This window comes from Natronobacterium haloterrestre (genome assembly GCF_900112205.1).
GTDB lineage: Archaea > Halobacteriota > Halobacteria > Halobacteriales > Natrialbaceae > Natronobacterium > Natronobacterium haloterrestre.
The window spans coordinates 345,941-369,984 of record NZ_FOKW01000003.1 but is presented as its reverse complement, the minus strand read 5'-3'; the positions used below and the strand labels follow the sequence as shown (position 1 = coordinate 369,984).

Annotated in this window: 20 protein-coding genes; 10 read left to right on the top strand and 10 right to left on the bottom strand. The window is 62.9% G+C overall.

Annotation, left to right across the window (positions count from 1 at the left end):
- Positions 1–18: 18 nt before the first annotated feature.
- Positions 19–669: a helix-turn-helix domain-containing protein gene (locus BM113_RS08295; protein ID WP_089786974.1), complete on the top strand. Its 651-nt coding sequence runs from the start codon at positions 19–21 to the stop codon at positions 667–669.
- On the opposite strand, the gene BM113_RS08290 is transcribed toward BM113_RS08295, so the two are convergent.
- The 4 genes from BM113_RS08290 to cyaB all read right to left on the bottom strand — a co-directional run bounded on the left by BM113_RS08290 (position 666) and on the right by cyaB (position 5,348).
- Entirely contained in the window at positions 666–1,850 is a 1,185-nt protein-coding gene (locus tag BM113_RS08290) for a tRNA sulfurtransferase (RefSeq protein WP_089786973.1), read from the bottom strand. The genes BM113_RS08295 and BM113_RS08290 overlap by 4 nt on opposite strands.
- Positions 1,851–1,904: 54 nt before the next feature.
- Positions 1,905–3,134, bottom strand: a complete 1,230-nt coding sequence (locus BM113_RS08285; protein WP_089786971.1) for an MFS transporter — start codon at positions 3,132–3,134, stop codon at positions 1,905–1,907.
- A 276-nt stretch (positions 3,135–3,410) separates the two neighbouring features.
- The gene (locus tag BM113_RS08280; RefSeq protein WP_089786969.1) at positions 3,411–4,616 is read right to left on the bottom strand and encodes a methionine adenosyltransferase; all 1,206 of its coding nucleotides are present in this window, start codon (positions 4,614–4,616) and stop codon (positions 3,411–3,413) included.
- A 93-nt stretch (positions 4,617–4,709) separates the two neighbouring features.
- Positions 4,710–5,348, bottom strand: coding sequence for a class IV adenylate cyclase (gene cyaB / locus BM113_RS08275; protein ID WP_089786967.1), 639 nt, complete (start codon positions 5,346–5,348; stop codon positions 4,710–4,712).
- Positions 5,349–5,436: 88 nt separating this feature from the next.
- On the opposite strand from cyaB, the gene BM113_RS08270 reads away from it, so the two are divergent.
- Positions 5,437–6,405, top strand: coding sequence for an FKBP-type peptidyl-prolyl cis-trans isomerase (locus tag BM113_RS08270; RefSeq protein WP_089786965.1), 969 nt, complete (start codon positions 5,437–5,439; stop codon positions 6,403–6,405).
- 361 nt (positions 6,406–6,766) lie between these two features.
- Here the strand turns inward: BM113_RS08270 and BM113_RS08265 are convergent, their stop codons facing one another.
- The 4 genes from BM113_RS08265 to BM113_RS08250 form a co-directional block, all read right to left on the bottom strand.
- The gene (locus BM113_RS08265; protein ID WP_007142703.1) at positions 6,767–7,033 is read right to left on the bottom strand and encodes a cytochrome C oxidase subunit IV family protein; all 267 of its coding nucleotides are present in this window, start codon (positions 7,031–7,033) and stop codon (positions 6,767–6,769) included.
- 192 nt (positions 7,034–7,225) lie between these two features.
- On the bottom strand, positions 7,226–9,736 hold the full coding sequence (locus BM113_RS08260; protein WP_089786963.1) for a cbb3-type cytochrome c oxidase subunit I: 2,511 nt from the start codon (positions 9,734–9,736) through the stop codon (positions 7,226–7,228).
- The gene (gene coxB, locus BM113_RS08255) at positions 9,733–10,800 is read right to left on the bottom strand and encodes a cytochrome c oxidase subunit II (RefSeq protein ID WP_089786961.1); all 1,068 of its coding nucleotides are present in this window, start codon (positions 10,798–10,800) and stop codon (positions 9,733–9,735) included. The genes BM113_RS08260 and coxB overlap by 4 nt, the downstream gene beginning before the upstream one ends.
- 398 nt (positions 10,801–11,198) lie before the next feature.
- Entirely contained in the window at positions 11,199–11,627 is a 429-nt protein-coding gene (locus BM113_RS08250; protein ID WP_089786960.1) for a DUF7975 family protein, read from the bottom strand.
- 72 nt (positions 11,628–11,699) lie between these two features.
- On the opposite strand from BM113_RS08250, the gene BM113_RS08245 reads away from it, so the two are divergent.
- A complete protein-coding gene (locus BM113_RS08245; protein WP_089786958.1) occupies positions 11,700–12,335 on the top strand; it encodes an adenylate kinase in 636 nt (211 codons plus the stop codon).
- Positions 12,336–12,338: 3 nt separating this feature from the next.
- Here the strand turns inward: BM113_RS08245 and BM113_RS08240 are convergent, their stop codons facing one another.
- Positions 12,339–13,835: a DUF7289 family protein gene (locus BM113_RS08240; protein ID WP_245758004.1), complete on the bottom strand. Its 1,497-nt coding sequence runs from the start codon at positions 13,833–13,835 to the stop codon at positions 12,339–12,341.
- Between the two features lie 293 nt (positions 13,836–14,128).
- Entirely contained in the window at positions 14,129–16,597 is a 2,469-nt protein-coding gene (locus BM113_RS08235) for a DUF7289 family protein (RefSeq protein WP_143095816.1), read from the bottom strand.
- 111 nt (positions 16,598–16,708) lie between these two features.
- Here BM113_RS08235 and BM113_RS08230 point away from each other — a divergent pair, with 111 nt between their 5' ends.
- The 7 genes from BM113_RS08230 to BM113_RS08200 all read left to right on the top strand — a co-directional run bounded on the left by BM113_RS08230 (position 16,709) and on the right by BM113_RS08200 (position 24,035).
- Complete coding sequence (locus BM113_RS08230) at positions 16,709–17,653, top strand: DUF106 domain-containing protein (RefSeq protein WP_089786952.1); 945 nt, start codon at positions 16,709–16,711, stop codon at positions 17,651–17,653.
- A 134-nt stretch (positions 17,654–17,787) separates the two neighbouring features.
- Entirely contained in the window at positions 17,788–18,363 is a 576-nt protein-coding gene (cmk, locus tag BM113_RS08225; protein WP_089786950.1) for a (d)CMP kinase, read from the top strand.
- A gap of 5 nt (positions 18,364–18,368) precedes the next feature.
- Positions 18,369–19,283 (top strand): RNA-guided pseudouridylation complex pseudouridine synthase subunit Cbf5, encoded by a 915-nt coding sequence (locus BM113_RS08220; RefSeq protein ID WP_089786949.1) that lies wholly within the window; start codon positions 18,369–18,371, stop codon positions 19,281–19,283.
- Positions 19,284–19,362: 79 nt separating this feature from the next.
- Entirely contained in the window at positions 19,363–20,187 is an 825-nt protein-coding gene (locus BM113_RS08215; protein WP_089786947.1) for an alpha/beta fold hydrolase, read from the top strand.
- The gene (locus tag BM113_RS08210) at positions 20,184–21,758 is read left to right on the top strand and encodes an AMP-binding protein (protein ID WP_089786945.1); all 1,575 of its coding nucleotides are present in this window, start codon (positions 20,184–20,186) and stop codon (positions 21,756–21,758) included. The genes BM113_RS08215 and BM113_RS08210 overlap by 4 nt, the downstream gene beginning before the upstream one ends.
- Before the next feature lie 67 nt (positions 21,759–21,825).
- Positions 21,826–22,527 (top strand): helix-turn-helix domain-containing protein, encoded by a 702-nt coding sequence (locus BM113_RS08205; protein ID WP_089786943.1) that lies wholly within the window; start codon positions 21,826–21,828, stop codon positions 22,525–22,527.
- A 140-nt stretch (positions 22,528–22,667) separates the two neighbouring features.
- Positions 22,668–24,035, top strand: coding sequence for an ABC transporter substrate-binding protein (locus BM113_RS08200; protein WP_089786941.1), 1,368 nt, complete (start codon positions 22,668–22,670; stop codon positions 24,033–24,035).
- Positions 24,036–24,044 lie beyond the last annotated feature (9 nt).

Sequence of the window (24,044 nt, the reverse complement as noted above, 5' to 3'; positions counted from 1 at the left end):
CGTGCTCGTTGGTACCACGTGTACGAAGCGACCTTCGCCATCGCAGACTCGACGGTCTACACGGAACCGACGGAAGGGGGCGACTGCCGGATCGAACTCTGGTGTAACGAGCACTCGGACCTGCTCTACGCCGCTGGCTCCCGGATCGAGCCGCTGCTCTCGCGGATCCGCGACACCGTCGGGGTCGAGGAACAGGTCCGACACGACGGTGAAGCCGTCGTCATCACGAGTTCGTGTTTCAAAGGCCACGACGAGAGCCACATCGACCGCTACCTGGCGGCCCACAACTGTCTGCTCGTGCCGCCGCTGCGGTACGAGGACGGCACCAAACACTGCCGGATCCTCGCGCTCGAGGCCGACAGCCTCACCGACCTGTACGTCGACCTGCTCGAGGACGGGTTCCACATCGACGTCCGCAGCAAACGCGAGATCACCGTCCCTTCCCACTCCTCGCCGCTGCTGACGCTGGACGACGCCCTGCCGGAACTGACGGGCCGCCAGCGCGAGGTGCTGTCGCTGGCCGTCGAGCGGGGCTACTACGAGTTGCCGCGGGAGACGACGACCGAGGCGTTGGCCGGGGAACTCGAGGTCAGCCGGCGGACGGTCGAGGACCACCTCCGGCGGGCCGAGCGGAAACTGTTGACGACGCTGGTGTCGTACCTGTACTAGGGTTCCACGAGGTACGCCGCCTTCGCCGCCTCCTCGGCCCGCTCGAGCAGGTCGCCCGGTTCGTTCTCGAGGAGCCGTTTCAGGCGTGCGTTCGTCTCCGCGCGGTCGGGCGCGACGCGGTTACAGCCCGCGTCGATCGTCGAGTCGGTGAACGTCCCGATCTCGCGGGCGCGGTCGACGATGTCGTGTTTGTCCCAGGTCAGCAGCGGTCGGTGGATCGGCAGCGACGTCGCCCGGCTGGTGACCCCGAGGTTCTGGACGGTCTGGCTCGACTTCTGGCCGACCGCCTCCCCCGTGACGATTCCGTGGGCGTCGACGCGCTCGGCCAGCACCTCCGCGGCCCGGTAGAAGAAGCGCCGCAGGGAGAGCATCCGGCCGACCTCCATCTCGTCGACCAGCAGATCGACCGTCTCGCCGCCGGGGACCTCGTAGACCTGCATGTCGAAGTTCGGGGCGTACTCGGCGAGCGTCCGGACCGTCTCCATCGCCCGGGCCTCGTGGTCGATCCCCCCGTACTGCCCGAGGTCCACGTAGACCGGGACGATCGGGCTGCCGCGTCTCATGATCTCGTAGGCAGCCACCGGCGAGTCGATCCCCCCACTGACGAGCGCGATCGTCTTCTCCTGGGCCCCGAGCGGGAGCCCGCCCGGGCCGGAGACCGACTCGAGGTAGACGAACGCGAGGTCCTCCCGGACCTCGACGCCGAACGTGACGTCCGGGTCGTCGAGGTCGACCTCCGGTTCGAACTCGCACTCGTCCTCGACGACGTCCCAGATGGCCGCCCCGCCCTCTCGAGCGAGGTCCTCGCTGTCGTAGGGGAGGGTCTTGTCGGCCCGGCGGGCGTCGACGGCGAACGTCCCCCCGTCGTAGCACGCGCGTGCGGTCTCCTCGAGGACCTCGAGGATTCGCGCTTTCTCCGTGCTGACGGTCACTGCGGGACTCGCGGAGACGACGCCGAAGGTATCCGTCGCGGCTGCAGTTGCGGCGTCGATCGCGTCCTCGCTGGTATGGACCAGGGGGCGATTCCAGCGGCGCTCGACCTCGCCGGGGATGGATCGATCGTCGAGCAAGGCCTCGAGGTTCGCCGCGAGGAGGTCTTCCATGTAGCGTTTGACCGTGTTACTCTTCGTATTGAGGTCGCCGTGGCGGACGAGGACCGTGTCGGCTCCAGGGGGGCGCATGGGCGTGGATAGATGACCGGGGCTATAAGGGGGTTACGAGCGTGGCCCGTCGAATTACCCGGCCGACTCGCCGATCGAGGGGTTCATCCGGCCCGTATGGGCGTAGATACCGGCGACGAGGACGACTCCCGCGAGCAGCGGCAGGGCGGCGCTGACTCCGTAGACGAACTCGAAACTGACGGCCTCGACGAGCGGGAGCGAGACGAGCGGCCCGAGTCCGCCCCCGACGTCGCCGAGGACGTTGTTGGTCCCCATCGCGCGACCGACCCTGTCCTCGGGGGTGAGATCGGCAAGCAGCGCCGTCAGCGGGCCGCCGACGCCGCCCTGTCCCGCGCCGATCAGCACGCAGGCCAGTACCAGCACCTCGAAACTCCGACCGACCGACAGCGCGACGAACCCGACGAACGAGGTGAGCAGAAAGCCCAGCAGGACGGGCACACGAGCGCCGACCGAATCGCTCAGGACGCCGCCGCCGAGCGTGAACACCGACCCGGTGAGCACCGTTACGGCCATCAGCATGCCCGACGACCCCTGCGCGTCGAGGCCGAAGATCGAGACGGCACGCGCATCGAGCAGGAGCACGAGCGTCGAGAACAGCACGCCGATGTACGCGAAGTAGAGCCCGAAGTTCACGAGGCCGACGGTGACTGCCGGGACCGAAATCTCGAGGTCCCAGGGCTTGACCGACTCCTGTTCGCCCTCGACGTGCGTTTCGGGGACGATCAGGTACGCGATGACGCTCGCAAGTCCCGCGAACGAGGCCGCGAGGACGAACGCCGCCCCGTTACTCCAGACGTCGCTGACGATCCCGCCCAGCACCAGGCCGGCGGGGAAGCCGAACGTGATCCCCGCACGTACGATGCCCATGCTCGTCCCCCTCGAGTCGGCCTCGCTGACGTCGGCCGTGATGGTGTAGGCCGTCGCGAAGACGAGGGCGCTGCCCAGGCCCCAGAGAACCCGTGCGACGACGAACCAGAACTCCGGCAGCGGCGAGAACAGCGCGACGACGTACATCGAGGTCGCGAGCCCCTCGATCGCCAGTCCGGCGATAAACGGTGTGCGGGTGCCGATCCGGTCGACCAGCGCGCCGGCCGGCGCGTTCGCCACCAGCCGGGTGAACCGGTTCGCGCTCAGGATGAAGCCGACCATGAACGCGGAGATCCCCAGGTACTCGCCGAGGTTGGGCAGGATCGGGAAGATGACCCCGCCGCCGAACCCGACGAAGAAGGTGCTGGCGACGACCGCGAGCACGACCCGGTTGGACTCTATGGAGGGGAGGTTCACTGGTGATCGCTCCGTACTATTTCGAAACGTAACTCGTCTCGACGAACGGGGGCCCGGCTAATCGTTCTGTCGGATCCGGTCCGCGCTGTCGCTACCGCGCCGGGATTGATCCGGTGGGACGCGACGCTGGAGTGCGATGTCGGACGACAGCGGCTACTGGATCGGACGACAGCGGCTACTGGATCGGACGACAGCGGCTACTGGATCGGACGACAGCGGCTACTGGGGCGGAACCGCGAGGAAAACGTGACTCGAGATTCGGACCGGCTGGACCGCTCAGAACGTCGAGAGTTCGCCGTCGATCACGCGGCGCGTGATCTCCGTGACGTCTGCGAGTTCGCGGTCGACGATCGCTTCGATCTCTCCGTCGACGTCGTCGATTGTGACGCCGTCCTCGGTGACCACGTGGACGTCGGCGACGTGGGGCTGGTCGATCGGCCGGCCGATCTGGGAGAGCAGTCGGACCCGCAGGTCGCGGATGCCGTCGACCTCGCTCACGACGGACTCGGCGATTTCTGTCGAGAGCAGGTTGTAGATCTTCCCGATGTGGTTGACGGGGTTCTTGCCGCTGGTCGCCTCCATCGACATCGAGCGGTTCGGCGTGATGAGTCCGTTAGCGCGGTTACCGCGGCCGACAGAGCCGTCGTCGCCCTGTTCTGCGGACGTGCCGGTGACGGTGAGGTAGATCGAACCCTCGTCGTAGTCGTCGGCCGTGTTGACGTGGACGTCGACCTCGCGGTCCGTGTGATCGGCTGCGACCTCGGCGACGAACTCGCGGACCGACTCGACGGCCCGGTCGTACTCGTCCAGATCCGCGATGTACTCGTCGATCATCGCCGCGGCGACGGTGACGTCGATCTTGTCGCCCTCGCGTTTACCCATGAGCTTCACGTCCGGGCCGAGGTAGGGGTTCTCCTCGGCGAACTCGCCGTTCAGCCGGCGTTCGGCCTCGGAGACGATCCGCTCGGTCTCCGTCAGCGGCGCGTGGCCGACGCCGAAACTCGTGTCGTTGGCCATCGGGACGCTCACTTCGTCCTCGCCGAAGACCTCCTGCAGGTCCCCGCTGCCCTCGCCGAGTTTGACGTCGACGATGATGTCCTCGCCGTACTCGAGTTGGGGGATCGTCTCCTCCAAATATTCGCGGGCAGCCGTCAGCGCGATCCGCTCGGTCGGAATCGTCTGGCCCTCGTAACGTTTGGTCGCACGGCCGACGATCAGGAGATAGATGGGATCGACGACCTCGCCGCCGCCGAACGCGGGCGCGGCTTCGCCCGCGACGAGTTGGGTCTCGTCGGTGTTGAAGTGCAACACCTTGCCGACCCGGTCCAGGTACTCCTGGGCCAGGGCGCTGGCGACGCTCTCGGCGACGCCGTCACAGATCGAATCGGGATGGCCGATCCCCTTTCGCTCGACGATCTCGACCTCCTGGTCTTCTACTGCCTGCCGGTCGATCGGCTCGACTCGAATATTCCGCTCGCTCATTGCCGGCTCTTCGAACAGCGTGGTTCTATAACTTGCGGAAAGGGATTTCGCCGATCCGATACCCGTGGGTTATACGATCGCGGGCCGAGGGCGTCAGGACCGCTCGAGCAATAGGCCGAGATACGAGGTCCGAACCCCGTCGTCGGGATCGAGTCCCAGCCGCTCGAGGAGAGCATAGGCAGCCTCCCGTGCGGTCTCGAGGTCCCCCTCGTCGTCGATTTCGGTTTCGACTTCGACGTACTCGCCGACGCCGTCGACCTCGTCGAGGGTGACCAGCAACGTCTCGGCAGCCGTGTCCTCGAACTCGAGGTCCGCGACCGACACGGCGTACCGATCACGGGACTTCCGGACCGTCGCCGCCGGATCGAAGCCCAGGTTCGTCAAGAGCGCGTCCATCGCCGTCCGGTCGTCGACCAGGGTCTCGACTTCCTCCCGGGTTTTCGACTCGTCGTCGACGAGCGGGCCCTTGTACGTGATCTTCGTTCGCTCCTCGCCCCCCTCGCTTTCTTCTGCCTGGGAGGGTTCGGTCTCCCCCACGTCAGCCTCGCTCACCGTTCGTTCCGACCGGATCCGAAGCGCCTCGTCGGTCTCGGGGAACGAGCGATGGGGTGCATCGTAGTAGGTATCGACCTGGATCACGCTCTCCAGCGGTCGCGCACCGGCCTCGAGGCTCTCGAGCCGTTCCCGGACTCGCTGTAAGTCCGCCGGGACCTTGACTTCGACCTCGTACATACTCGCTGCGACGACGAGCGGTCGTAAGTATCGGTCGCTCTCGCGGGAAAACGTCGTACTTAAATGTAGACGGGCGGACGTACAAGGTATGACCGAGGATCAAGAGGCCGAGCTAGACGAGCAGGCCGATGACGTCGACGAAGCCGCAGCCGAAGACGAAACCGAGACCGAAGCCGAGGGGCTTCAGGAAGGCGATTTCGTCAAGCTCGACTACACTGCCTACACCGTCGAAGAGGAACAGCTGGTCGACACGACCGACCCCGAGGTCGCCGAGGAAGAAGGTGTCGACGACCAGGGCCAGGAGTTCAAGCCCCGCACGATCGTGCTGGGCGAGGGTCACATCTTCGAGGACGTCGAAGAAGCCGTCATCGGCTCCGAGCCCGGTGACGAGGGTACCGTGGCGGTCCCCGCCGAGGACGCCTTCGGCGAATACGACCCCGACAACGTCGAGACCGTCAGCGCCGAGAAAATCGACGAGGACGACCGCTACCCCGGCGCGAACGTCCAGGTCGACGGTCGCCAGGGCTACATCAGCACGATCATCGGCGGTCGTGCCCGCGTCGACTTCAACCACCCGCTGGCCGGCGAGGACGTCGAGTACGAGTACGAAGTCGTCGACGTCGTCGACGACCGCGAGCAGCAGGCCGCCGGTCTCTTCGAGATGATGCTCGGCATGGAACCCGAGCTCTGGATCGAGACCGACGAGGTCGAGGAAGAGGTCCCCGTCGAACCCGACGAGGACGACGAAGACGCCGAGCCCGAGTTCGAGACTGAGGTCGTCGAGAAGGAGACCCTCTACCTCGAGGCGACGCCCCAGATGACGATGAACCAGCAGTGGATGATGGGCAAACAGCAGATCGGTCAGCAGATCATCGACCAGATCGGCGTCGACCGCATCATCGTCCAGGAAGTCATCGACGGCATGGGCGGCATGGGCATGCCCGGCATGATGGGCGGCATGGGCGGTGCCGGCGGCGGTGACATCGAGGACGCCCTCGAGGACGCCGACGTCGACGCCGACGAGATCGTCGAAGAGCTCGAAGGCGCCGAAGAGTAACGCAGCCGTTTTCTCCTGCCGGTTTTTCCGGCTCGTTTTCGTTTCCGTACTCGAGCGGCCGTACTCGGACGGTCCCGACGGGCCGTTTCTGCGCCTCCACCTTCCTTGTTCGTCGTCGACAGTCGTTTGTCCGTTCGGTCGGGTTCGAACTTTCCCGGGGATCGCTCGAGGCGATACAGGAGCCTGTGTCACTGCAGAACAGTCGCTACGAGCGGGATGGATATGAACGGGTTAGACGGGGAACGGAACGGAACGAGTCGGGACAGAACGGAACGAGTCGGGACAGAACGGAACGAGTCGGGACAGAACGGATACCAGTTCCAAACGCCGAGAGAAACGACCGCAGACCTGTTCGGAACCGTTACTGGATGGAGTAGCCCGCCGCGACGGCAAGCAGGAAGACCATGAACACGGCGACTCCCATCATGTACGTGATCGAACGCGGTTCTTCGACGAGGTGCTGGTAGAAGCCAGCGATCAGCAATGACTTCGTAACCGCCAGCAGGATCGTTCCCCCCATTGCCATCGTATACGTGAAGTACTGATCGAACTCGAAGAACACGAACTTGCCCGTACCCAGGAGCAACAGTGCCACGTAGATCAGGGCGTACGTTCGAATCTCAGCCATTGCCCCCAATTGAGGGTGGCGACCACTTATACCTTCCTCATATGAACGGAGAGGACCGTCACCGACCCACACGAGTCTCGACACCAGCCATGTGCGCGAGACGTAGCCACCCCTAGGAGTCTCGAGCGAACGGTGAGAGAAGACCGAAGAACGAAAGCGAGACGAAAACCGGAGGCGTCCGTTACCCCCGTCCTACATCAGGTAGAACAGCGGGAACAGGAACACCCACACGATGTCGACGAAGTGCCAGTAGAGCCCGAAGTACTCGACCGGACGATGGTCCTCGAGGTACGCGTCGACGCTCACGATCCGGTAGACCATGAACAGCGCGATCAGGACCCCGAGGATCACGTGCAGGGCGTGCAGCCCCGTCGTGACGAAGTAGACCGAGTACTCGATGCTGGTCCACCAGTACTCGCCGTGGGAGAACTTGTAGCCGTACTCGTAGGCCTTGACGCCCATGAACGTGAACGCGAGCAGGAGCGTCGCGAGCATCGAACCGAGCAGCCCCTTCTTGTTCTTGCGCTCGGCGAACACCAGCGCCAGGATGACCGTGAAACTCGAGGTCAGCAGGACGTAGGTGTTCAGCAGGCCGGGCCAGGAGGCGAACGGCACCTTCTCCCACTGACCCCAGCCCATGTGGAGTCGCAGGAAGATGTAGCCGCCGATGATGGCGCCGAAGACCATGACGTCCGAGGCGAGGAACACCCAGACGCCGAACTTCGTGTTATCGACGCCCTCGAACGGCCACCGTTCGGCGATCGCGGGCTCGGGCACGTTGAACTCCTCGACGCCGAACTTGAACAGCGAGACGCCCATGATCGCGATCCCCAGCAACGTCAGCGCCGGGTAGATGATGTTCGGCTCGGCGGCGACGCCGACGAGTCCGGACAGCGCTTCTCGCGTCGGTTCGTACTCGACGGTTTCGGCGACGCCCTCCGCGAACTGGACGACGTAGGGCGTGATACCGGCCAGCCCGAGGAAGAACACGAACGTCCCGAATCCGATCCCGAGCGGCCAGATGCTGGCGTGGTCGGCGTGTTCCTCCTCGTGTGCGACGGTCGCCTCGGCTGCTTTCCCTTCGCCCTGAGCGACGCCACCGTCGGTCGCGGCCGCGGAGTCGTCGACGAACTCGAGTCGGCCGCTGGCGTAGCTCGGCCGGCCGGTCCAGTTCTCGAGCGGCGGCGGCGACGGGACCGCCCACTCGGCCGTGCGGGAGTACTCCCATGGGTTGTCGGGCGCGTCCGGACCGGAGACCCAGCTCTTGGCGAACGTGTAGAACATGATCAGGAACGACGCGCCGAAGACGAAGGCCCCGACGGTCGAGAGCTGGTGGTAGAACTGTGCACCCTCGGCGTAGTTGAAGACGCGTCGCGGCGTCTCCCACGCGAGGAACTGCGGGAAGTAAAGCAGGTTAAAGCCGATGAAGTAGACGGCGAAGTTGAGCTTCCCGAGTGTCTCGGAGTACATCTTTCCGGTCATCTTGGGCCACCAGTAGTAGAGCCCGCCGACCAGCGCAGTAACGCCAGAGACCATCACGTAGTGGAAGTGAGCGACGACCCAGTAGGTGCCACGGAACTCGTAGTCGAGCACGACGGCACCCAGGAAGACGCCGGTGATCCCGCCCAGAATGAACAGGACGAGCGCGCCGAGACTAAACAGGAACGGAGTCGTGAACCGGACCCGTCCCTTGACCATCGTGTAGATCAGGGCGAAGACCATCAGGTCGAACGGGAGCGAGATCCCGATGGTCGTCGCCATGAACAGGGTCTTGATCTCGAGGTTGATCGTCGTCAGGAACATGTGATGCATCCAGACGAGGAACGACTGAACGGCCACGAGGACCATCGCGATGATGACCCACTTCCGGCCGACGAGTCGTCGACCACAGAAGGTCTGGAACGTCTCGAACATGATTCCCAACGCGGGGAAGAAGACGATGTACACCTCCGGATGGCCGAAGAACCAGAAGAGGTGTCCCCACAACAGCCCCGACCCCTGGTCCGTCGAGAAGTACTGGGTCAGGAACAGGCGGTCGGACAGCAACAGCAGCGCCGCGGCGAACAGTGCCGCGAACGCGAATAGCATCATCCAGGCGGTCAACAGCCACGACCACGTGAAGATCGGCATGTTCCAGAGGCCGAGACCTTCCGCGCGCTGGCGGTGAATCGTCACGAGGAAGTTCACCGTCCCGACCGTCACCGAGATGAGGAACAGCGCCAATCCGAGGATCGTCGCCGTCCCACCGGTTGTCGCCTGCATTGCCGGCGTGTAGGTTGGGACGTTCAGCGGGGCGTACATCGTCCAGCCGCCCGCGTAGGCGCTCCCCTGGAAGAAAGAGAGGGCGACCATGATCCCCGAGAACAGGTAGAACCAGTAGCTCAGGGCGTTCAGTCGGGGGAACGCGAGGTCGTCCGCACCGATCTGGAGCGGCACGAAGTAGTTCGCGAAACCGGTCGCGATCGGCGACAGGAACCAGAAGACCATCAAGAGACCGTGCATCGAGACGGCCTGGTTGAACTCGCGGTCCGCCAGGAGCCCAGTTCCGCCGGTTTCCCAGAGGTGGGCTCGGAACGCCAGCGCGAGCACCCCGCCAAACAGCAGGAAGAACAGTGCCGTCGTTATGTAGAGGATGCCGACGTCCTTGTGATTGGTCGTAACGAGCCAGCGCTTGACCGACGTTCTCGGTGGAAGCTCACTCATTCGCCGTCACCTCCGTCGTCGGTCGTTTCTTCGTCGGTGTTTTCATCGTCGGTTTGGTTCTCTTCTCCGTTTTCGTCACCCTCGTCGCCGTTTCCACCGTCTTCGCCGCCGTTCTCGTCGTCTCCGCCGGGAGTCTCGAGGGTGTAGGTCTCGTCGACGGGTCCGGTGAAGTCGATCGTATCCTCGACGTCATCGAATTCGTCGCCCTCGAACGTGATTTCCACGTCGTAGGGGCCGCCCTGCTCGATGTCCTCGATGGTGATCGACCCGTTCTCGAACTCGTCGTCCTCGAAGGTGAAGCTAAGGTCGTCTTCGAACTCGTCGTTGTTCTGGTGCTCGAGCGAGAGTTCGAAGCCGTCGGTTACCCGTTCCTCGTTTTCGTCTTCGAGGGTGATCGTCATGGTCAGTTGTTCGTCCATCCATTCGTCGAACCGATCTTGTTCGTAGACGGTAACGTCGGACGTCATCCCGCTGTGACCGGGCCCGCAGAGTTCGAAACACTCCACGGTGTGCTCGCCGGGTTCGTCGGCGACGAACCAGGTCTGGTCGTATTCGCCGGGGATGGCGTCAGCTTTCACCCGGAGATCGGATATGCCGAACGTGTGCCAGACGTCCGTCGACGTCACCTCTATCCAGATCGGTTTATCAGCCGGGAGTACCAGCCCTTCGTCGAGCGACGACGTTTCCACGCCGTTCTCGTAGTAGAAGTCCCACTCGAAGGCCCAGCCTTCGATGTCGATTTCCATCGCGTCTTCGCCCGGGTTCTCCATTCCGGGGTCTTCGACGTACAGCAACATCCCGTAGGTCCAGATGACCAGCGAGATGACGATGATGGCACTCAGCCCGAACGACAGGAACAGTTTTTTTCCGCCCTTTCCACCGGTCGGTAGCTCTCCGACGGAAGGGAGGTCCTCGTCGTCGGATCGATCCTCGGTGTCGCGGTACTTGTACGCGTTGTACAGCGTGTACGCGATGACCACGATGCCGACGAGCGTACCCAGCCCGAGGAATACGAGGAAGATATCCTCGAACACGTCGACACGCGTCCTCGGGACCACCTCCATCGGAAGTTGTAGTGCGCTGAAGATTGTATTCACCTCTTTTGAAGACCGTCTATATGTCGGTCGATGGTGTCCCGGGCCACTTATCTATTTGGAAACCGCCCGCATTCCACTCTTGTTCGACCATTGTTGGGATGTACCATGATACATGATGACCTTCTATTAGTCCTCACGGGTTCGTAGGGTCGCGTGCACTTTTTTCTGTCGACCTTTCACCTCACTCCTGTATGTATGAAAACTACTTTCGGGTCGAGAATCCCCTCTCCCGAACCAGTTCGGGCACAGAATGCCGACCACGACCCGAATCGAGGGTCACCTTGCCGTCGTGGGTGTAGCCAGCGCTTGCGCGCAACGTCGGAACTACCGAGGCCCGATCTGCTCAGTCCCGGCGGTCGCTCGATTCAGATCTCGACGACCCACACACGGAACGTCTCGGGCAGTTCGTACACCTCCAGAAACACCGCGTCGATGAACTGGGCGATCCGATTCCCATCGGCTTTCGCGCTGATCCGTACGTTGGTCCCGGCCGCTCCTTCAGGACGGTTGACCTCGTTGATCTTGAACGCCGGGAAATCACCGATCGTCGACTTGAGCGTCTCGAGTTCGTCGTCGGTGCAGTCGAGGTTGATCGTCCCGTCCGCGAACTGGAGCCAGGGTGTTCCGAGGTCCGGGTCGGGCCCCTCCTCGCTCGAGTCGCCCCCGTCGTCGGTCAGGACGTCATCGTCGACCTCGAGGGTCAAAAACCCGTGGCCCCGCTTCCGGTGGGCCGTGATCCCGTCGACGTACAGTTTTCGTCGTTCCGTCGGGTCGGACGCGTCGAATCGAGTCATGATGGTTCGTCGTACGCGTACGGACGTGCCCGTTTCTTTAAGCCTTTATGCGCCGCCGCTGAACGGTGATGTATGGCAGGGCCACGCATCCTGATCCTCGGCGCGCCCGGGGCAGGGAAGGGTACCCAGAGCGCAAAGATCACCGAAGAGTTCGACGTCGAGCACATCACCACCGGCGACGCGCTCCGTGCAAACAAGGACATGGACATCTCGGACATGGACACGGAGTACGACACGCCGCGGGAGTACATGGACCAGGGCGAACTCGTTCCGGACCAGGTCGTCAACGCCATCGTCGACGAGGCGCTCTCCCAGGCCGACGGTTTCGTCCTCGACGGCTACCCGCGAAACCTCGAGCAGGCCGAGGAACTCGAGGATATGGCCGATCTCGACGTCGTCCTCTATCTGGACGTCAGTGAGGACGAACTCGTCCACCGGCTGACCGGCCGCCGACTCGACCCCGAGACGGACGAGATCTACCATCTCGAGTACAACCCGCCGGAGGATCCCGAAGTCGAGGAGCGACTCGTCCAGCGCGACGACGACACCGAAGAGACGGTCAAAGAGCGACTCCGCGTCTTCCGCGAGAACACCGAGCCCGTGATCGAGTACTACGACGAGAAGGGAACGCTCGAGCGGGTCGACGGCGAGCAGGCGCCGGAGGACGTCTGGGAGGACGTCAGGGAGACGATCGAAGACGCGGCGTAACGGTTAGTTCTGGTCGATTTCGATTTCGTGTTTTGCGACGTTGAGGTAGGTCAGTTGCGGCGGCAGAGTATAGTCTCCCGGGTAGGCGTTGAATTCGCCACCTTCGAGGGAGTCGTCGTATTCGAATTCTGCCGCACTGGCATGAATGTTGGCCGAGTGGACCACGATTCCGCCGTTAAATTCGGGATTAGAGTGAAAGTCGACCTGGTACTCGCTGCCGGTCAACTCGTTGGGCCCTTCCCAATCGTTGCTCGCAGCGTAGAACGTGCCGCTAAAGTTCCCGTCCCAGAACCGACCGTCCAGGTCAGAAGTTCCGTACACCTGCAACTGTTCGGATTTCGTTTCGCCGATGGACGAATCGGGAGCGATCTTTCCTTTGTCCATATTGAAATTCCCGGTGAGATAAATCCGCAACGCGTTATCTTCGCCTTCCGTGTCTACGGTTACTTCGGCATGGGGATCAGAGATCGTAACATCCCCGTCGACCAATATCGTGACGTTACCTGAAGAGGCGTCCGCCGAGATCGTGTTCGAGTCCTGCAGATCGATCTCGTCGGCGTAGTATAGCCCGTCGTCTAAACTCACGTCACCGGTGACCGTTCCAAGGTCTTGGGCCGGGTTGTCGTTGGCTTCTTCGATTGCGTCTTCTCGCATCTCCTCTATGACCGGGTCCATCTCGGGCATATTTCCGACGCGAGCGTCGTCTCCGAACTCGTCTTTGAAGTCGTCCACTTCCTCGGAGTAGGTCACGCCCGAATCGTAGGCGCTTTCCAGGTCGATGTACCCCACTTCGGCCTCGATAGTTCGGTTCTCGTGGTCCACTCGCTGGACCGACGTATCGCCGGCCTGATTCCGGAAGAACGACTCCCAGCCGCGGTAGTAATCGCTCTCGATCGTGATCGTCACGCTATCGTTTTCGACCACGGTCGCTTCCCTGAACGCCTCCGTCTCCGCGTGCTCGAGACGCACGTCACCAGTCCCGAGTTCCTGCTCGCCGGTGATCGTCGTAACCGGCATCGTGAGGGTATCTGTCTCCGTCTCGTAGTGGATAGGCGGTGCGGAGACGACGCGAGTTTCGTTCCCCGTCTCGCGGAAGACCGCGCCGGCTTCGTACGCGATCGTCGTTCCACCCTCCCCTTCGTACTCGACGGTTCCGATCGTGAGGTTCTCTAACGCAGTGGTCTCGAGGGCTTCCGAGGAGACGTTGATCGTTCCGCTGTCCTCTCGTACGACCGCACCATCCTGACCGACGTCGATGTCGATCGAGCGAGCGACGTCGCTTTCGGTCGACGTGGTCATCATCTGCTGGCCCAGTTCCACGAACGCGCTCTCGACCCGCTCGTCTTCGGAGTCCTGTTGAATGTCGGCCGTCGTCGTCCCCGCGACGAGCAACATGCTCGTGCTGATGGCCGCGGCCATTCCGATGAGAAGGACGAGGCCGATCAGCGTCGATTGCCCGCGACGGGCCCGACTTGCACCCTCGGAACTGCGGAAAGGCATACGCTAATCGGACAGTCACTGATAGAATAATGGCCACCTTCGGTCAGACACTTCAGGACCGTTTACGTCCGTTTGTGGCCCCGCACCACGGTCGTCGTCGGCTGACCAATACCGATAGTAAGAACTGCTCGAGGCCTGCAGGCGGCGATAAACTGTTTGAACGGTCGGTCGCTTCCGGGTCGTATTCGCAACGTGACTCAAGTAGTACGCCACCAACCGCCGCTTAGAAAACCAATCTACCGCGCAGTTTCCGCTGATCCGATCTCTACAGAAGGGATGTTCAACAGTGTGTTTTATCCAATGATAATCTCGTCAGAACCGATTTCAATATCGTCACTATCGTACCCCGAAGCCCCTCCCTCACCGCCATTCCCAGCGCCGAGGTCTGGCACTTCACCATCATTTACCTCGGGGAAAAGTACAGTGTCTCCCGGGTTTATTCCGTCCCCGCCAGGTTCGATATCGACGTGGACGAGTACGTCGTTGAAGTTCGGATCACCATCGCGATCGTGGGCTTCCTGCCAGTACTCGTCGGCTGATAGCCCCGGATCATCTAGCTCCGGATTGTAATTATACTGCTCTGGGTGGTGTGTGGCCTCGAAGACGAATACGAACTCGTTTTCACTCAGATCTAGGTCTGCGGATCCGTCGGGGTTTTCCGTAACGTCGATATCGACCCCATCACGTTCGAGCAGTTCGTTTGCTGGGATCTGCACGTCGTTACCGGGATCCAGTTCGGGCATCGTATTCTGCTCCTCGCTCAGAACGCGAACGTTCGTTTCTTCAGTCTGGGTATCAGCCGTGAGATCGACGAGTTCGTTTTGTTCTTCGTCCGTCGGACACGAACGATGTTGGTACGTGGTTCCGCCACGATTTTCTTCACCCGCTACTTGCCACTCGTCACAGTCCAGGTATGATGTCGTCTGTACCATCAAACTGGTCCGGTTGTCTCCATCGGTGGTGAAGTCGTAATCGAACGTCTCGAGTCGTTCGTCCCATTGATTGAGATTTTCGTCGGCCCAGTCCATCCCAGCCTGACGCTCCGGATCATCTAGTGGATCGCCATTTTCGTCGACCGGTTGTGTGTAGATATTGGTGAAAGAGGGGATCCAGTCTACTTGGTACCCGTCTTCATTACACCCGAAAAAGCCGGGTTCGATGCATACCAGACGAGGTGTATAACCGAGTTCGGTCCCGATGACCGAGACGTTGACACTCGAGTTTGCAGGGGTAAACACCTCCGTGTCTCCCGATTCTATCGCATGTGTGACGTTGAAGTACCCGGTTACGTTCTCTCCAGTTTCCTCGGCAGTGATCGTAAATTCGTGTTCGGTCTCGAGTAGTTCCGTACGGCTCGTGTTCCAGACGACAGTGCCGTTTTCGCCGTAACTCCGATTGACGATCGGGTTCTCATTGTCGGAGATGTTGTATGGATCTTCACCGTACGCTGAGATAATATCCTCGTCTAGGGATTTGAGGCTCAGGGATACATCGCTCCCAGTAATGTTTTCGGCGCCGATGTTTCCAACGTCAGCACCGATTGAAACGTTCTCCTGGCCCGAACCGATAGTGGTCGGGTCTGTTTCGCTATCCGCCTCGTTACCGTTTACTTGCGGACGCGAGACATTGAGATACGAGCTATCGGTTTTCGCATAATAGAACGAACTGTTCTCCACCTCGTGGTCTTCGGTGGAGATCGTGTAGTTGTAGTTCTCACCGAAATCAAGTTCGTCCAGTTCACTCTCCGGAACCGTGATATTTATTGATTCTTCCTCTCCCCCAGCGAGTGTCAGGGTTTTGGCTTCCTCGATGTCCGGATTGTCGATCGAGACAGTCACGTCCTGTGTTTGTCGCTCGTCCCCGACGTTTTCGATGTCCGCGTTGATTTTGAGGTCGCCGTGGGTGTCTGCTACGAACCTGTGTGCATCCCCGTGTTCGTCCGTGTACGGCAAGACCTGGTCTTCAGCCACGATAAACTCGGGTGGCTCCGTTTCCGTCGCGTTTTCGATCGTTACTTGGACCGTATTCTCCGTTCCATCGATTACTGGCGCATCGGTGGCGCGTGGTGTGACAGTCGTATTTTCGTTCTCCTGGAAAGAGGAGTTCAAGTGTGAATACCATCCATCGTGATATTTGCTATCAACGACTATTGTCAAATTGTTATATCCGTTTTGTGCTGCCTCGTCAGTTGCATCAGAGATACGCTCGGAGAGATCACTGGACTGATCCAACTCGACGACGGCTTCGCTTCCACTCACGGACTCCTGGTCGAGTTTCACGAAATATAGCTCTAGGACACCGTCCTCGTACCCAACGTCCGGCGCTGACGTCACTTGGGTCCCATCGTCGTACTGTTCCCAACTCGCACCGCTTTGGTAGGCGATCGTCCGATCAGCCGATTCGTACTCGATCGCACCCAGCGGGTTGATGTGGACAATCTCACTTGAGCCTTCCGGAGAGTCATCGTACCAGATTATATACACTTCCCCGTCGTCCTGATAGTGTGCGTCTTCCCATGGAATTGTCTGCATTTGTCCCGTGGATGCAGTAGTAGCGATTCCATGGTTGGTCATCTCCACTGTTGCCCGAGTCATTTCCGCTTGGCTTTCGGACTCGAGCGAGTCGAGGAGTACCCATCCAGTTGCCGCAAGTAGTAACACTCCAATGATCACCATCCCGAATAAAAGGACAAATCCTATTTGTGGCGATAACCCTCGGTTGTCCGTTTTCATGCCGGATGTCTCCTCGTCTCTCTCACTCATTATTTCATATAGTATATGGATGAAGATATTAAATGTTGGGGGGAAGCTACTTATCTGGACTGGTCTCCGAAGATAAACACTTGTATACCGCACGTGTACTAGCTCCACCAGATGACGCGTACAGCCGAGAAGGTCAACGCCCTCGTCCGCGAGGATGCCTCCATGTCAGACGCTCTCGAGGCGGTCCGCGAGGCGGCCGACGAGAACGGCGGCGAGATTCAGTGGGGAGACGTCAACGACGAGCTCACGAGCGGGCAGTGGGGCCGGTTGATCGAGAAAGGATTGTTGGTCGACGGCGACGAGGGGTTCGAGATCGCCGATCGGAACGCCTACGACGAGGCTCTCGACGGCGATGCCGAGGAGATCGACGTCCCCGATGTCGACGTCGACGCTGAGGAGTCGCAGTGGTCACAGTGGGACAAGATGGCCGGCGTCGGCTCGCTCCTGTTGATGATCGGGTACTGGTTCGACTCCGTCCGAAACACGGTCGGCGGCGCGATCGACACGGTCCTCGGACCGCTAGACGCTGCCCTGCCGTTCTACGCAGTTATTCTCGCGGTCGCGATGCTGACGGGGCTGTACTCGACGCTCCTGCAGGCGAACCTGATGAACCCCGAGATCATCGGCAAGTACCAGGAACGGATGAAGGCCATGCAGGAAAAGCAGAAAAACGTCCGCGAGCGCAAACAGGAGGCCGAAGAGCGCGGTGCGAGCGACGCCGAGATCGAACGCCTCGAGAACGAACTCGAGGAGGTTCGCGAGGAGCAGATGGAGGCGATGGCCGACAACCTCGGGATGTTCAAAGAGCAGTTCCGCCCGATGGTCTGGATCATGCTGTTTACCATCCCGCTGTTCCTGTGGATGTACTGGAACATCCTCACCGGGGAGGTCCCCGACGCGGAGATGCGGATGATCATGCCCATCGCTGGTGAAGTTTCGCTGGACGAGCGCCTGCTCGGGCCGATGTGGGCGTGGATCGTCTGGTACTTCCTGTGCTCGATGGGTTTCACGCAGTTGCTCCGGAAGTCGCTGAACATCGATATGACGCCGACCTGATCGGTCCGACACCGGCACCGGCACCGGCACCGGAACCGTGTCCCCCTCACGATGACGGCGTGACCCGACGGCCGGAGGGTGTGACCTGCCGCCCGTTTCAAAACCCCTTTTAGCCGCCACGTCGCAGATCGGATATGTTACTGACCGTCTCCGGCCCGCCAGGAAGCGGGAAGAGCACGACAGCGGAGCTGCTCGCCGACGCTTTCGACCTGGACCACGTCAGCGGCGGCGACATCTTCCGCGAACTGGCCGACGAACGGGGCTACACACCCCTCGAGTTCAACAAACTCGCCGAGGAGAACGACGAGATCGATCGCGATCTCGACCGTCGGCTCCGCGAAATCGCCCTCGAGGAGGACGACCTCGTCCTCGAGTCACGACTCGCCGGCTGGCTGGCCGGCGACCAGGCCGATTTCCGGTTCTGGCTCGACGCGCCGGCGCGGGTCCGCGGCGAGCGGATCGCCGAGCGCGAGGACAAGGATCCCGTCCGTGCGACCGAGGAGACCAAGGCCCGCGAAGCGAGCGAGGCCCAGCGCTACGAGGAGTACTACGGAATCGATATTCGCGACCTGACGATCTACGATCTCTCCGTGAACACGGCGCGCTGGGAACCCGACGCGGTGCTCGATATGCTCGTCACGGCGGTCGAGGAGTACGATCCCGACGGCGACGAAGGGAAAGCCCGGATCGACCTCGAGTACGAGTTCTGATTCCGATGACGCGCGACCTCCGCGACCCACCCGACGAGCGCTCGCCCGCGGACCTGCTGACGTTCGGCGTCGTCAACCTCGACAAACCCCCTGGGCCGTCCTCCCACCAGGTGAGTGGCTGGCTGCGGGACGCCGTCGACGGGACGCTCGCGGACCGCGGCCTCGAGGCGTCGATCGATCGGGCCGCCCACGCCGGGACGCTCGACCCCAAGGTCACGGGCTGTCTCCCGGTCATGCTCGGCGACGCGACCCGCCTCGCACAGGTCTTCCTCGAGGGGCCCAAGGAGTACGTCGCCGTCCTCGAGTGTCACGGGTCGGTGCCGGCCGACGCCGAGTCGATCGTCGCGGAGTTCGAGGGGCCGATCTACCAGAAACCGCCGCGCAAGAGCGCGGTCGCCCGCCGCCTGCGCGTACGGGAACTGTACGATCTCGAGGTACTCGAGGCCGAGGACCGCCGGCTGTTGCTCCGAATCGAGTGCGAGAGCGGGACCTACGTCCGTAAACTCTGTCACGACCTGGGGCTGGCGCTTGGAACGGGGGCTCACATGGGCGATCTGCGGCGGTCGGCGACGTCGTCGTTCGACGATCGCGACCTCCACTCGGCCCAGGAGTTCCTCGACGCGCTGGCGTTCTGGGTCGAGGACGACGACCCCGAACCCCTGTACGAGGTCGTCGACCCCGCCGAGCGCATCCTCGAGGGTATTCCCGGGGTTTCGATCGCGCCGAGCGCGGCCCGCGAAGTCGCCGAGGGCGCGCCGGTCTACGCGCCCGGCGTCATCGAAGTCGACGACGGCATCGAGTCCGGCGAACTGGTCGCCTGTTACACGCCAGACGGCGCGGCGGTCTGTCTCGGCGAGTTCGTCGGCCCGGCAGACGCCGGGTCGGGCGTCGTCGTCGACCTCGAGCGGGTTCTGGTCTGAATCGGTTTGGCCGCGCTGTTCTGCCGGGGTTGATACTCGAACGCCGTAATACTTTGAACGTCCTTGCACAGTATAAGGTATGCCAACAGCTAACAGGGACGGAACCTCGATCGCCTACGAGGTCGACGGCCCTGCCGACGGCGAGCCGGTGGTCTTCGTCGAAGGCCTCGGGTACGGGCGATGGATGTGGCGCTGGCAGCGACGCGTACTCTCCGAGGAATACCGGACGATCCTGCCCGACAACCGGGGAACCGGCGAGTCCGACGCGCCGTCGGGCCCGTACACGATCGAGGGGATGGCGGCCGACCTCGAGGCCGTCCTCGCCGACGTCGGCGTCGAGGAAGCTCACGTCGTCGGCGCGAGCATGGGCGGAATGATCGCCCAGACGTACGCGCTCGAGTACGATCGGGCAGCGACGATCTCCCTGCTCTGTACGAGTCCCGGCGGGCCGGAGGCCGAGCCGGTCCCCGAGAGGACCCAGCAACGCCTGCTCGACGTTCCCGAGGGGGCAGACGAGCGCGAGACGATCCGTTACCGGATGGAACCGGCCGTTTCCGACGGATTCTACGACGAGAACCCGGATCTGGTCGACCGGATCGTCGACTGGCGGCTCGAGAGCGACGCCGACGAGGAGCCCCGTGCCGCCCAGGCCGCGGCGGTGGAGGCGTTCGACGAGAGCGACCGCGTTTCCGACCTCGAGGTGCCGGCCCTGGTCCTCCACGGGACCGAGGATCGGGTCGTCCCCGTCGAGAACGCGGAACTGCTGGCCGAGCGGCTCCCCGACGCCTCGCTCGCGCTATGTGAGGGCGGTCCCCACCTCTTTTTCATCGAGGAGTCGGCGTGGGTCAACGAGCGGCTCCGCGAGTTCCTGTCGCGACACCCCCTCGAGGAGGGTCGCGCATGAACTGGGGGTCCGATCCCTACGAGTGGGTCGGCGACTGGAGCGGGCGCCGGGCGTCGCTGTCGCCGGGCCGGACCGCGGTGATCGACGAGACCGAGGGTGAAGCGTACACTTACGCCGACCTCGACGAACGGGCCAACGCGACGGCGCGACTGCTCGAGTCGATCGGTGTCGACGAGGGTGAACGGGTCGCCGTCGTCTCCCGGAACCGGGTCGAGGCGTTCGACCTGTTCTTCGCGACTGGAAAGCTGGGTGCGATCCTCGCGCCGCTGTCCTATCGGCTCGCGCCGCCGGAACTGGCCGAGTTGCTGGATCTCGTCGAGCCGCGGCTGCTGGTCATCGAGTCGCCGTTCGTCGAGCGGATCGAGCACGCGCTGGCCCGGGCCGACGTCGATCCGATCGTCTTCGAACTGGCGGCGGACGAGATCGCGGGCGGCTGGGACCTGTATGCCGATCGTATGCCGGACGACGGGACTCCGGTCGAAACCGCCGAGCGGTCGCTCTCGGACCCCCACCTCCTGTTGCACACTGGCGGTTCGACGGGGACGCCCAAGGAGACGACGATCACCCACGGCTCGATCTACTGGAACTCGTTCAACACGATCACGGCCTGGGGACTGCGGCCCGACGACGTCGCCCCGATGGTGTTCCCGATTTTCCACACGGGCGGCTGGAACGTCCTCACGCTCCCGTTTTTCAACATGGGTGGGACGCTGCTCATCGACCGCGAGGTCGAACCCGACCGCGTCCTGGAGCAGATCGATCGCCACGGTGCGACGGTGCTCGTCGCGGTCCCGGCGGTGTTGCGGACGATGGCCCGCCACGACGACTGGGAGCGAGCGGACCTGTCGACGCTTCGCTTCGTCAAGAGCGGCGGGGGTCCCTGCCGGGATGCGATCGTCCGCGCGTGGCGAAACCGCGGCGTCGAGTTCTCGCAGGGGTACGGGCTGACCGAGTGCGGGCCGAACAACTTCGCGATGCCCGACGAGTGGGACAACGAGAAGGTCGCGAGCGTCGGCAAGCCCGTGATGCACACGGACGTCCGCGTCGTCGACGACGACGGACGGCCGCTCGAGACGGGTGAGATCGGCGAACTCGAACTCGCCGGCCCCCACGCCGCGGCGGGCTACTGGGGCGACTCGGGCGAGGGCGAGGAGACGTTCGCCGACGGCTGGGTCTCGACGGGCGATCTGGCCCGGCGGGACGATGACGGCTTCTACCACATCGAGGGTCGGAAGAAGAACATGTTCATCAGCGGCGGGGAGAACGTCTACCCGCCCGAGGTCGAGGACGAGATCGCGGACCACCCCGCCGTCGCCGAAGTCCTCGTCATCGGCGTCCCCGACGACCAGTGGGGGACGGTCGGGAAGGCCGTCGTCGAACCGGCCGAGGACGCCGAGACCGAAGACGGGGCACCGCTGACCCTGCGGGAACTCGAGGCCTACCTCGACGGCCGCCTCGCCCGATTCAAGATCCCGAAGTACCTCGAGTTCGTCGACGAGATGCCGACGAGCGGCCCCTCGAAGCTCGACCGGGCGACCGTCAAGGATCGGTACGGAGGTGAGCCGGAGTGACGCCGTCGACCCACCGACAGAGGCAAGTGGTGACATATCAAAGTCGGGACGAACGACAGGATCGTTCATGATCGACCTTACGCTGGACATGGAGCAGTACGACTGCCCGTTCATCGACACGACGGACGATCACGACGTGTCGTTCTCGACGCTCCAGTGGGAGTTCGACCGCCACAGTCGGGAACTCGAGACGCGGATGATCGTGGAGGGGGAGGACAGGTCCGTCCTCGAGTCGGGGCTGTCGGCTGTCCAGGAGCACCCGACCATGCGTTCCTGTGACCTCTTCAAGAAACGGGAGGAGCGGGCGGTGATCAAGACGGTTATCGACGAGACCGACGCGATGGCGACGATCAGGGCCAACGGCGGCTACATCACGGGGCCGTTCCACATCCAGGACGGAAGCGAACGCTGGGATATCGGATTCGACGACGAGCGGGACGCCGACGCCGCGCTCGCGGAACTCGAGCGAAACAACGAGTACTCGCTCGAAAGCCGGGAAGTCATGGCGTTCGACGCCGGGGGCGACGTCCTGGAACACGCCGAGGCCGCCCGCGAACTACTCGAGGGGTGTCGGGAACTCTCGACGGTCGAACGTGATACGCTGCGGGTCGCGGCAGAGAAGGGGTACTTCGATCAGCCCCGGGGTGCCACGCTGCAGATGCTCGCCAACGAGTTCGACATCTCCGATACCGCCGTCTCGAAGAACGTTCGTCGGGCCGAACGGAAGATTCTCCGGCGGGTCGTCGAGGCACTCGAGTCCGTCGAGTAGATCGAACGGCCGGAGAGGTACTTTCGGCCTGTTTTAGGCGCCTAACTCGATCGTTCAGACGTGGATCCGGCCACTATCGTCCTCGGGTTGGTATACCAACCCATCCAATATTGTTGGTATAAACACATCCTATGCTTAGTATGGGATATAATACCACTCGACGTGGGGCGCTGAAGCGAACGGGTGCACTGACCGCGGTCGGCCTCGGTGGACTCGCCGGCTGTCTCGACGAGCAAGGGGGACAGGCGGGCGGCGACCCGGAAGACGAAACGATAACGATCGGCGCGTTGCAGCCGGTGTCGGGCGAACTCGAGTACTACGGACAGATCAGCCTGATGGGGTTCTACTCCGGGCTGGCGTACAAGTACGGGGTCGATCCGATCGAAGACATGACGACGGGGTCGTACGAACTCGACCCCGACGACGGACCGACGTTCGAGATCATCGTCGAGGACACGGAGTTCAATCCGGAGACGGCTCAGAACGTCGCGGAGAGCCTCGTCGTGGACGAAGACGTCGACCTTCTCTTTGGCGCGTCGTCGTCGGACTCGGCCCGGCGGATCATCCCGAACGTCGTCGACGAGGCGGACGTGCCATTCATCATCGGTCCGGCCGCGGACGGTGATATCACCGTCTCGAGCGAGCACTGTCACGACCTCGCGTTCCGCGCGAGCGAACACACGGCGATGGACGCACGCGCCGGCGGGAGATACGTCGCCGAACAGGGCGACGTCTCGACGGTCGCGATCTTCGCCGCGGAGGGCGCGTTCGGCGAAGGCGTCGCGAACAACTACCAGGAGGTCCTCGAGAACCAGGGCGTCGAGGTCCTCGAGCCGCGGTTCGTCGAGGCCGGCTACAGCGAGTTCGAGGGGATGTTCGACGAGGCCGTCGAGCAGGGTGCCGACGGCGTCGTCGGCGGGTTCACGTTCATCACACTGCCGGAGTTCCTCCCGACGGCGATGTCCTACGACGAGATTCAGGCCTTCGGCGGGTTCGCCGCGCTCGTCACGACCCAGATCACGGGGCAGACGGTCGAGGCGGTCCTCGGTGAGGACTTCACCGCCGAAGACATTCAGGACGCGGGGCTCGGTCCCTTCACGACGCGGTACCACTGGAACCAGTACGACAACCCGATCAACGACGAGTTCGTCGATCTCCACATCGACGCCTACGACCAGGTGCCGGACCTGTTCAGCGCCGGGACCTTCGTCGGTGCGTCGGCGCTCGTCCAGGCGATCGAGGAGAGCGGGTCGACCGAGGGCGAGGACATCGCCGACGCCATGCACGGGATGACCGTCACGGACACGCCGAAAGGCGAGAACGCGTACACGTTCCAGGAGCACAACAACCAGGCTGCCTCCGAGATGACGGTCGCCTGGCCCGTGCCGACCAGCGAGGAGTACGAGGACACCTGGGACGCGGCCGTGATGCCGGGCGAACCGGTCGAGACCTACGCGGCAGAGGAGGTCGTGGTTCCGGCCGAGGACGCGTCCTGCGACCTGGGGTGAGGTGATCGA

What these genes read in the sequence shown, in the direction of transcription:
- BM113_RS08290 (WP_089786973.1), bottom strand. Translation starts at nt 1,850, where the DNA reads ATGCGCCCCCCTGGAGCCGACACGGTCCTCGTCCGCCACGGCGACCTC.
- BM113_RS08280 (WP_089786969.1), bottom strand. Translation starts at nt 4,616, where the DNA reads ATGAGCGAGCGGAATATTCGAGTCGAGCCGATCGACCGGCAGGCAGTA.
- cyaB (WP_089786967.1), bottom strand. Translation starts at nt 5,348, where the DNA reads ATGTACGAGGTCGAAGTCAAGGTCCCGGCGGACTTACAGCGAGTCCGG.
- BM113_RS08270 (WP_089786965.1), top strand. Translation starts at nt 5,437, where the DNA reads ATGACCGAGGATCAAGAGGCCGAGCTAGACGAGCAGGCCGATGACGTC.
- BM113_RS08265 (WP_007142703.1), bottom strand. Translation starts at nt 7,033, where the DNA reads ATGGCTGAGATTCGAACGTACGCCCTGATCTACGTGGCACTGTTGCTC.
- BM113_RS08260 (WP_089786963.1), bottom strand. Translation starts at nt 9,736, where the DNA reads ATGAGTGAGCTTCCACCGAGAACGTCGGTCAAGCGCTGGCTCGTTACG.
- coxB (WP_089786961.1), bottom strand. Translation starts at nt 10,800, where the DNA reads ATGGAGGTGGTCCCGAGGACGCGTGTCGACGTGTTCGAGGATATCTTC.
- BM113_RS08250 (WP_089786960.1), bottom strand. Translation starts at nt 11,627, where the DNA reads ATGACTCGATTCGACGCGTCCGACCCGACGGAACGACGAAAACTGTAC.
- BM113_RS08245 (WP_089786958.1), top strand. Translation starts at nt 11,700, where the DNA reads ATGGCAGGGCCACGCATCCTGATCCTCGGCGCGCCCGGGGCAGGGAAG.
- BM113_RS08240 (WP_245758004.1), bottom strand. Translation starts at nt 13,835, where the DNA reads ATGCCTTTCCGCAGTTCCGAGGGTGCAAGTCGGGCCCGTCGCGGGCAA.
- BM113_RS08235 (WP_143095816.1), bottom strand. Translation starts at nt 16,597, where the DNA reads ATGAGTGAGAGAGACGAGGAGACATCCGGCATGAAAACGGACAACCGA.
- BM113_RS08230 (WP_089786952.1), top strand. Translation starts at nt 16,709, where the DNA reads ATGACGCGTACAGCCGAGAAGGTCAACGCCCTCGTCCGCGAGGATGCC.
- cmk (WP_089786950.1), top strand. Translation starts at nt 17,788, where the DNA reads ATGTTACTGACCGTCTCCGGCCCGCCAGGAAGCGGGAAGAGCACGACA.
- BM113_RS08220 (WP_089786949.1), top strand. Translation starts at nt 18,369, where the DNA reads ATGACGCGCGACCTCCGCGACCCACCCGACGAGCGCTCGCCCGCGGAC.
- BM113_RS08215 (WP_089786947.1), top strand. Translation starts at nt 19,363, where the DNA reads ATGCCAACAGCTAACAGGGACGGAACCTCGATCGCCTACGAGGTCGAC.
- BM113_RS08210 (WP_089786945.1), top strand. Translation starts at nt 20,184, where the DNA reads ATGAACTGGGGGTCCGATCCCTACGAGTGGGTCGGCGACTGGAGCGGG.
- BM113_RS08205 (WP_089786943.1), top strand. Translation starts at nt 21,826, where the DNA reads ATGATCGACCTTACGCTGGACATGGAGCAGTACGACTGCCCGTTCATC.
- BM113_RS08200 (WP_089786941.1), top strand. Translation starts at nt 22,668, where the DNA reads ATGGGATATAATACCACTCGACGTGGGGCGCTGAAGCGAACGGGTGCA.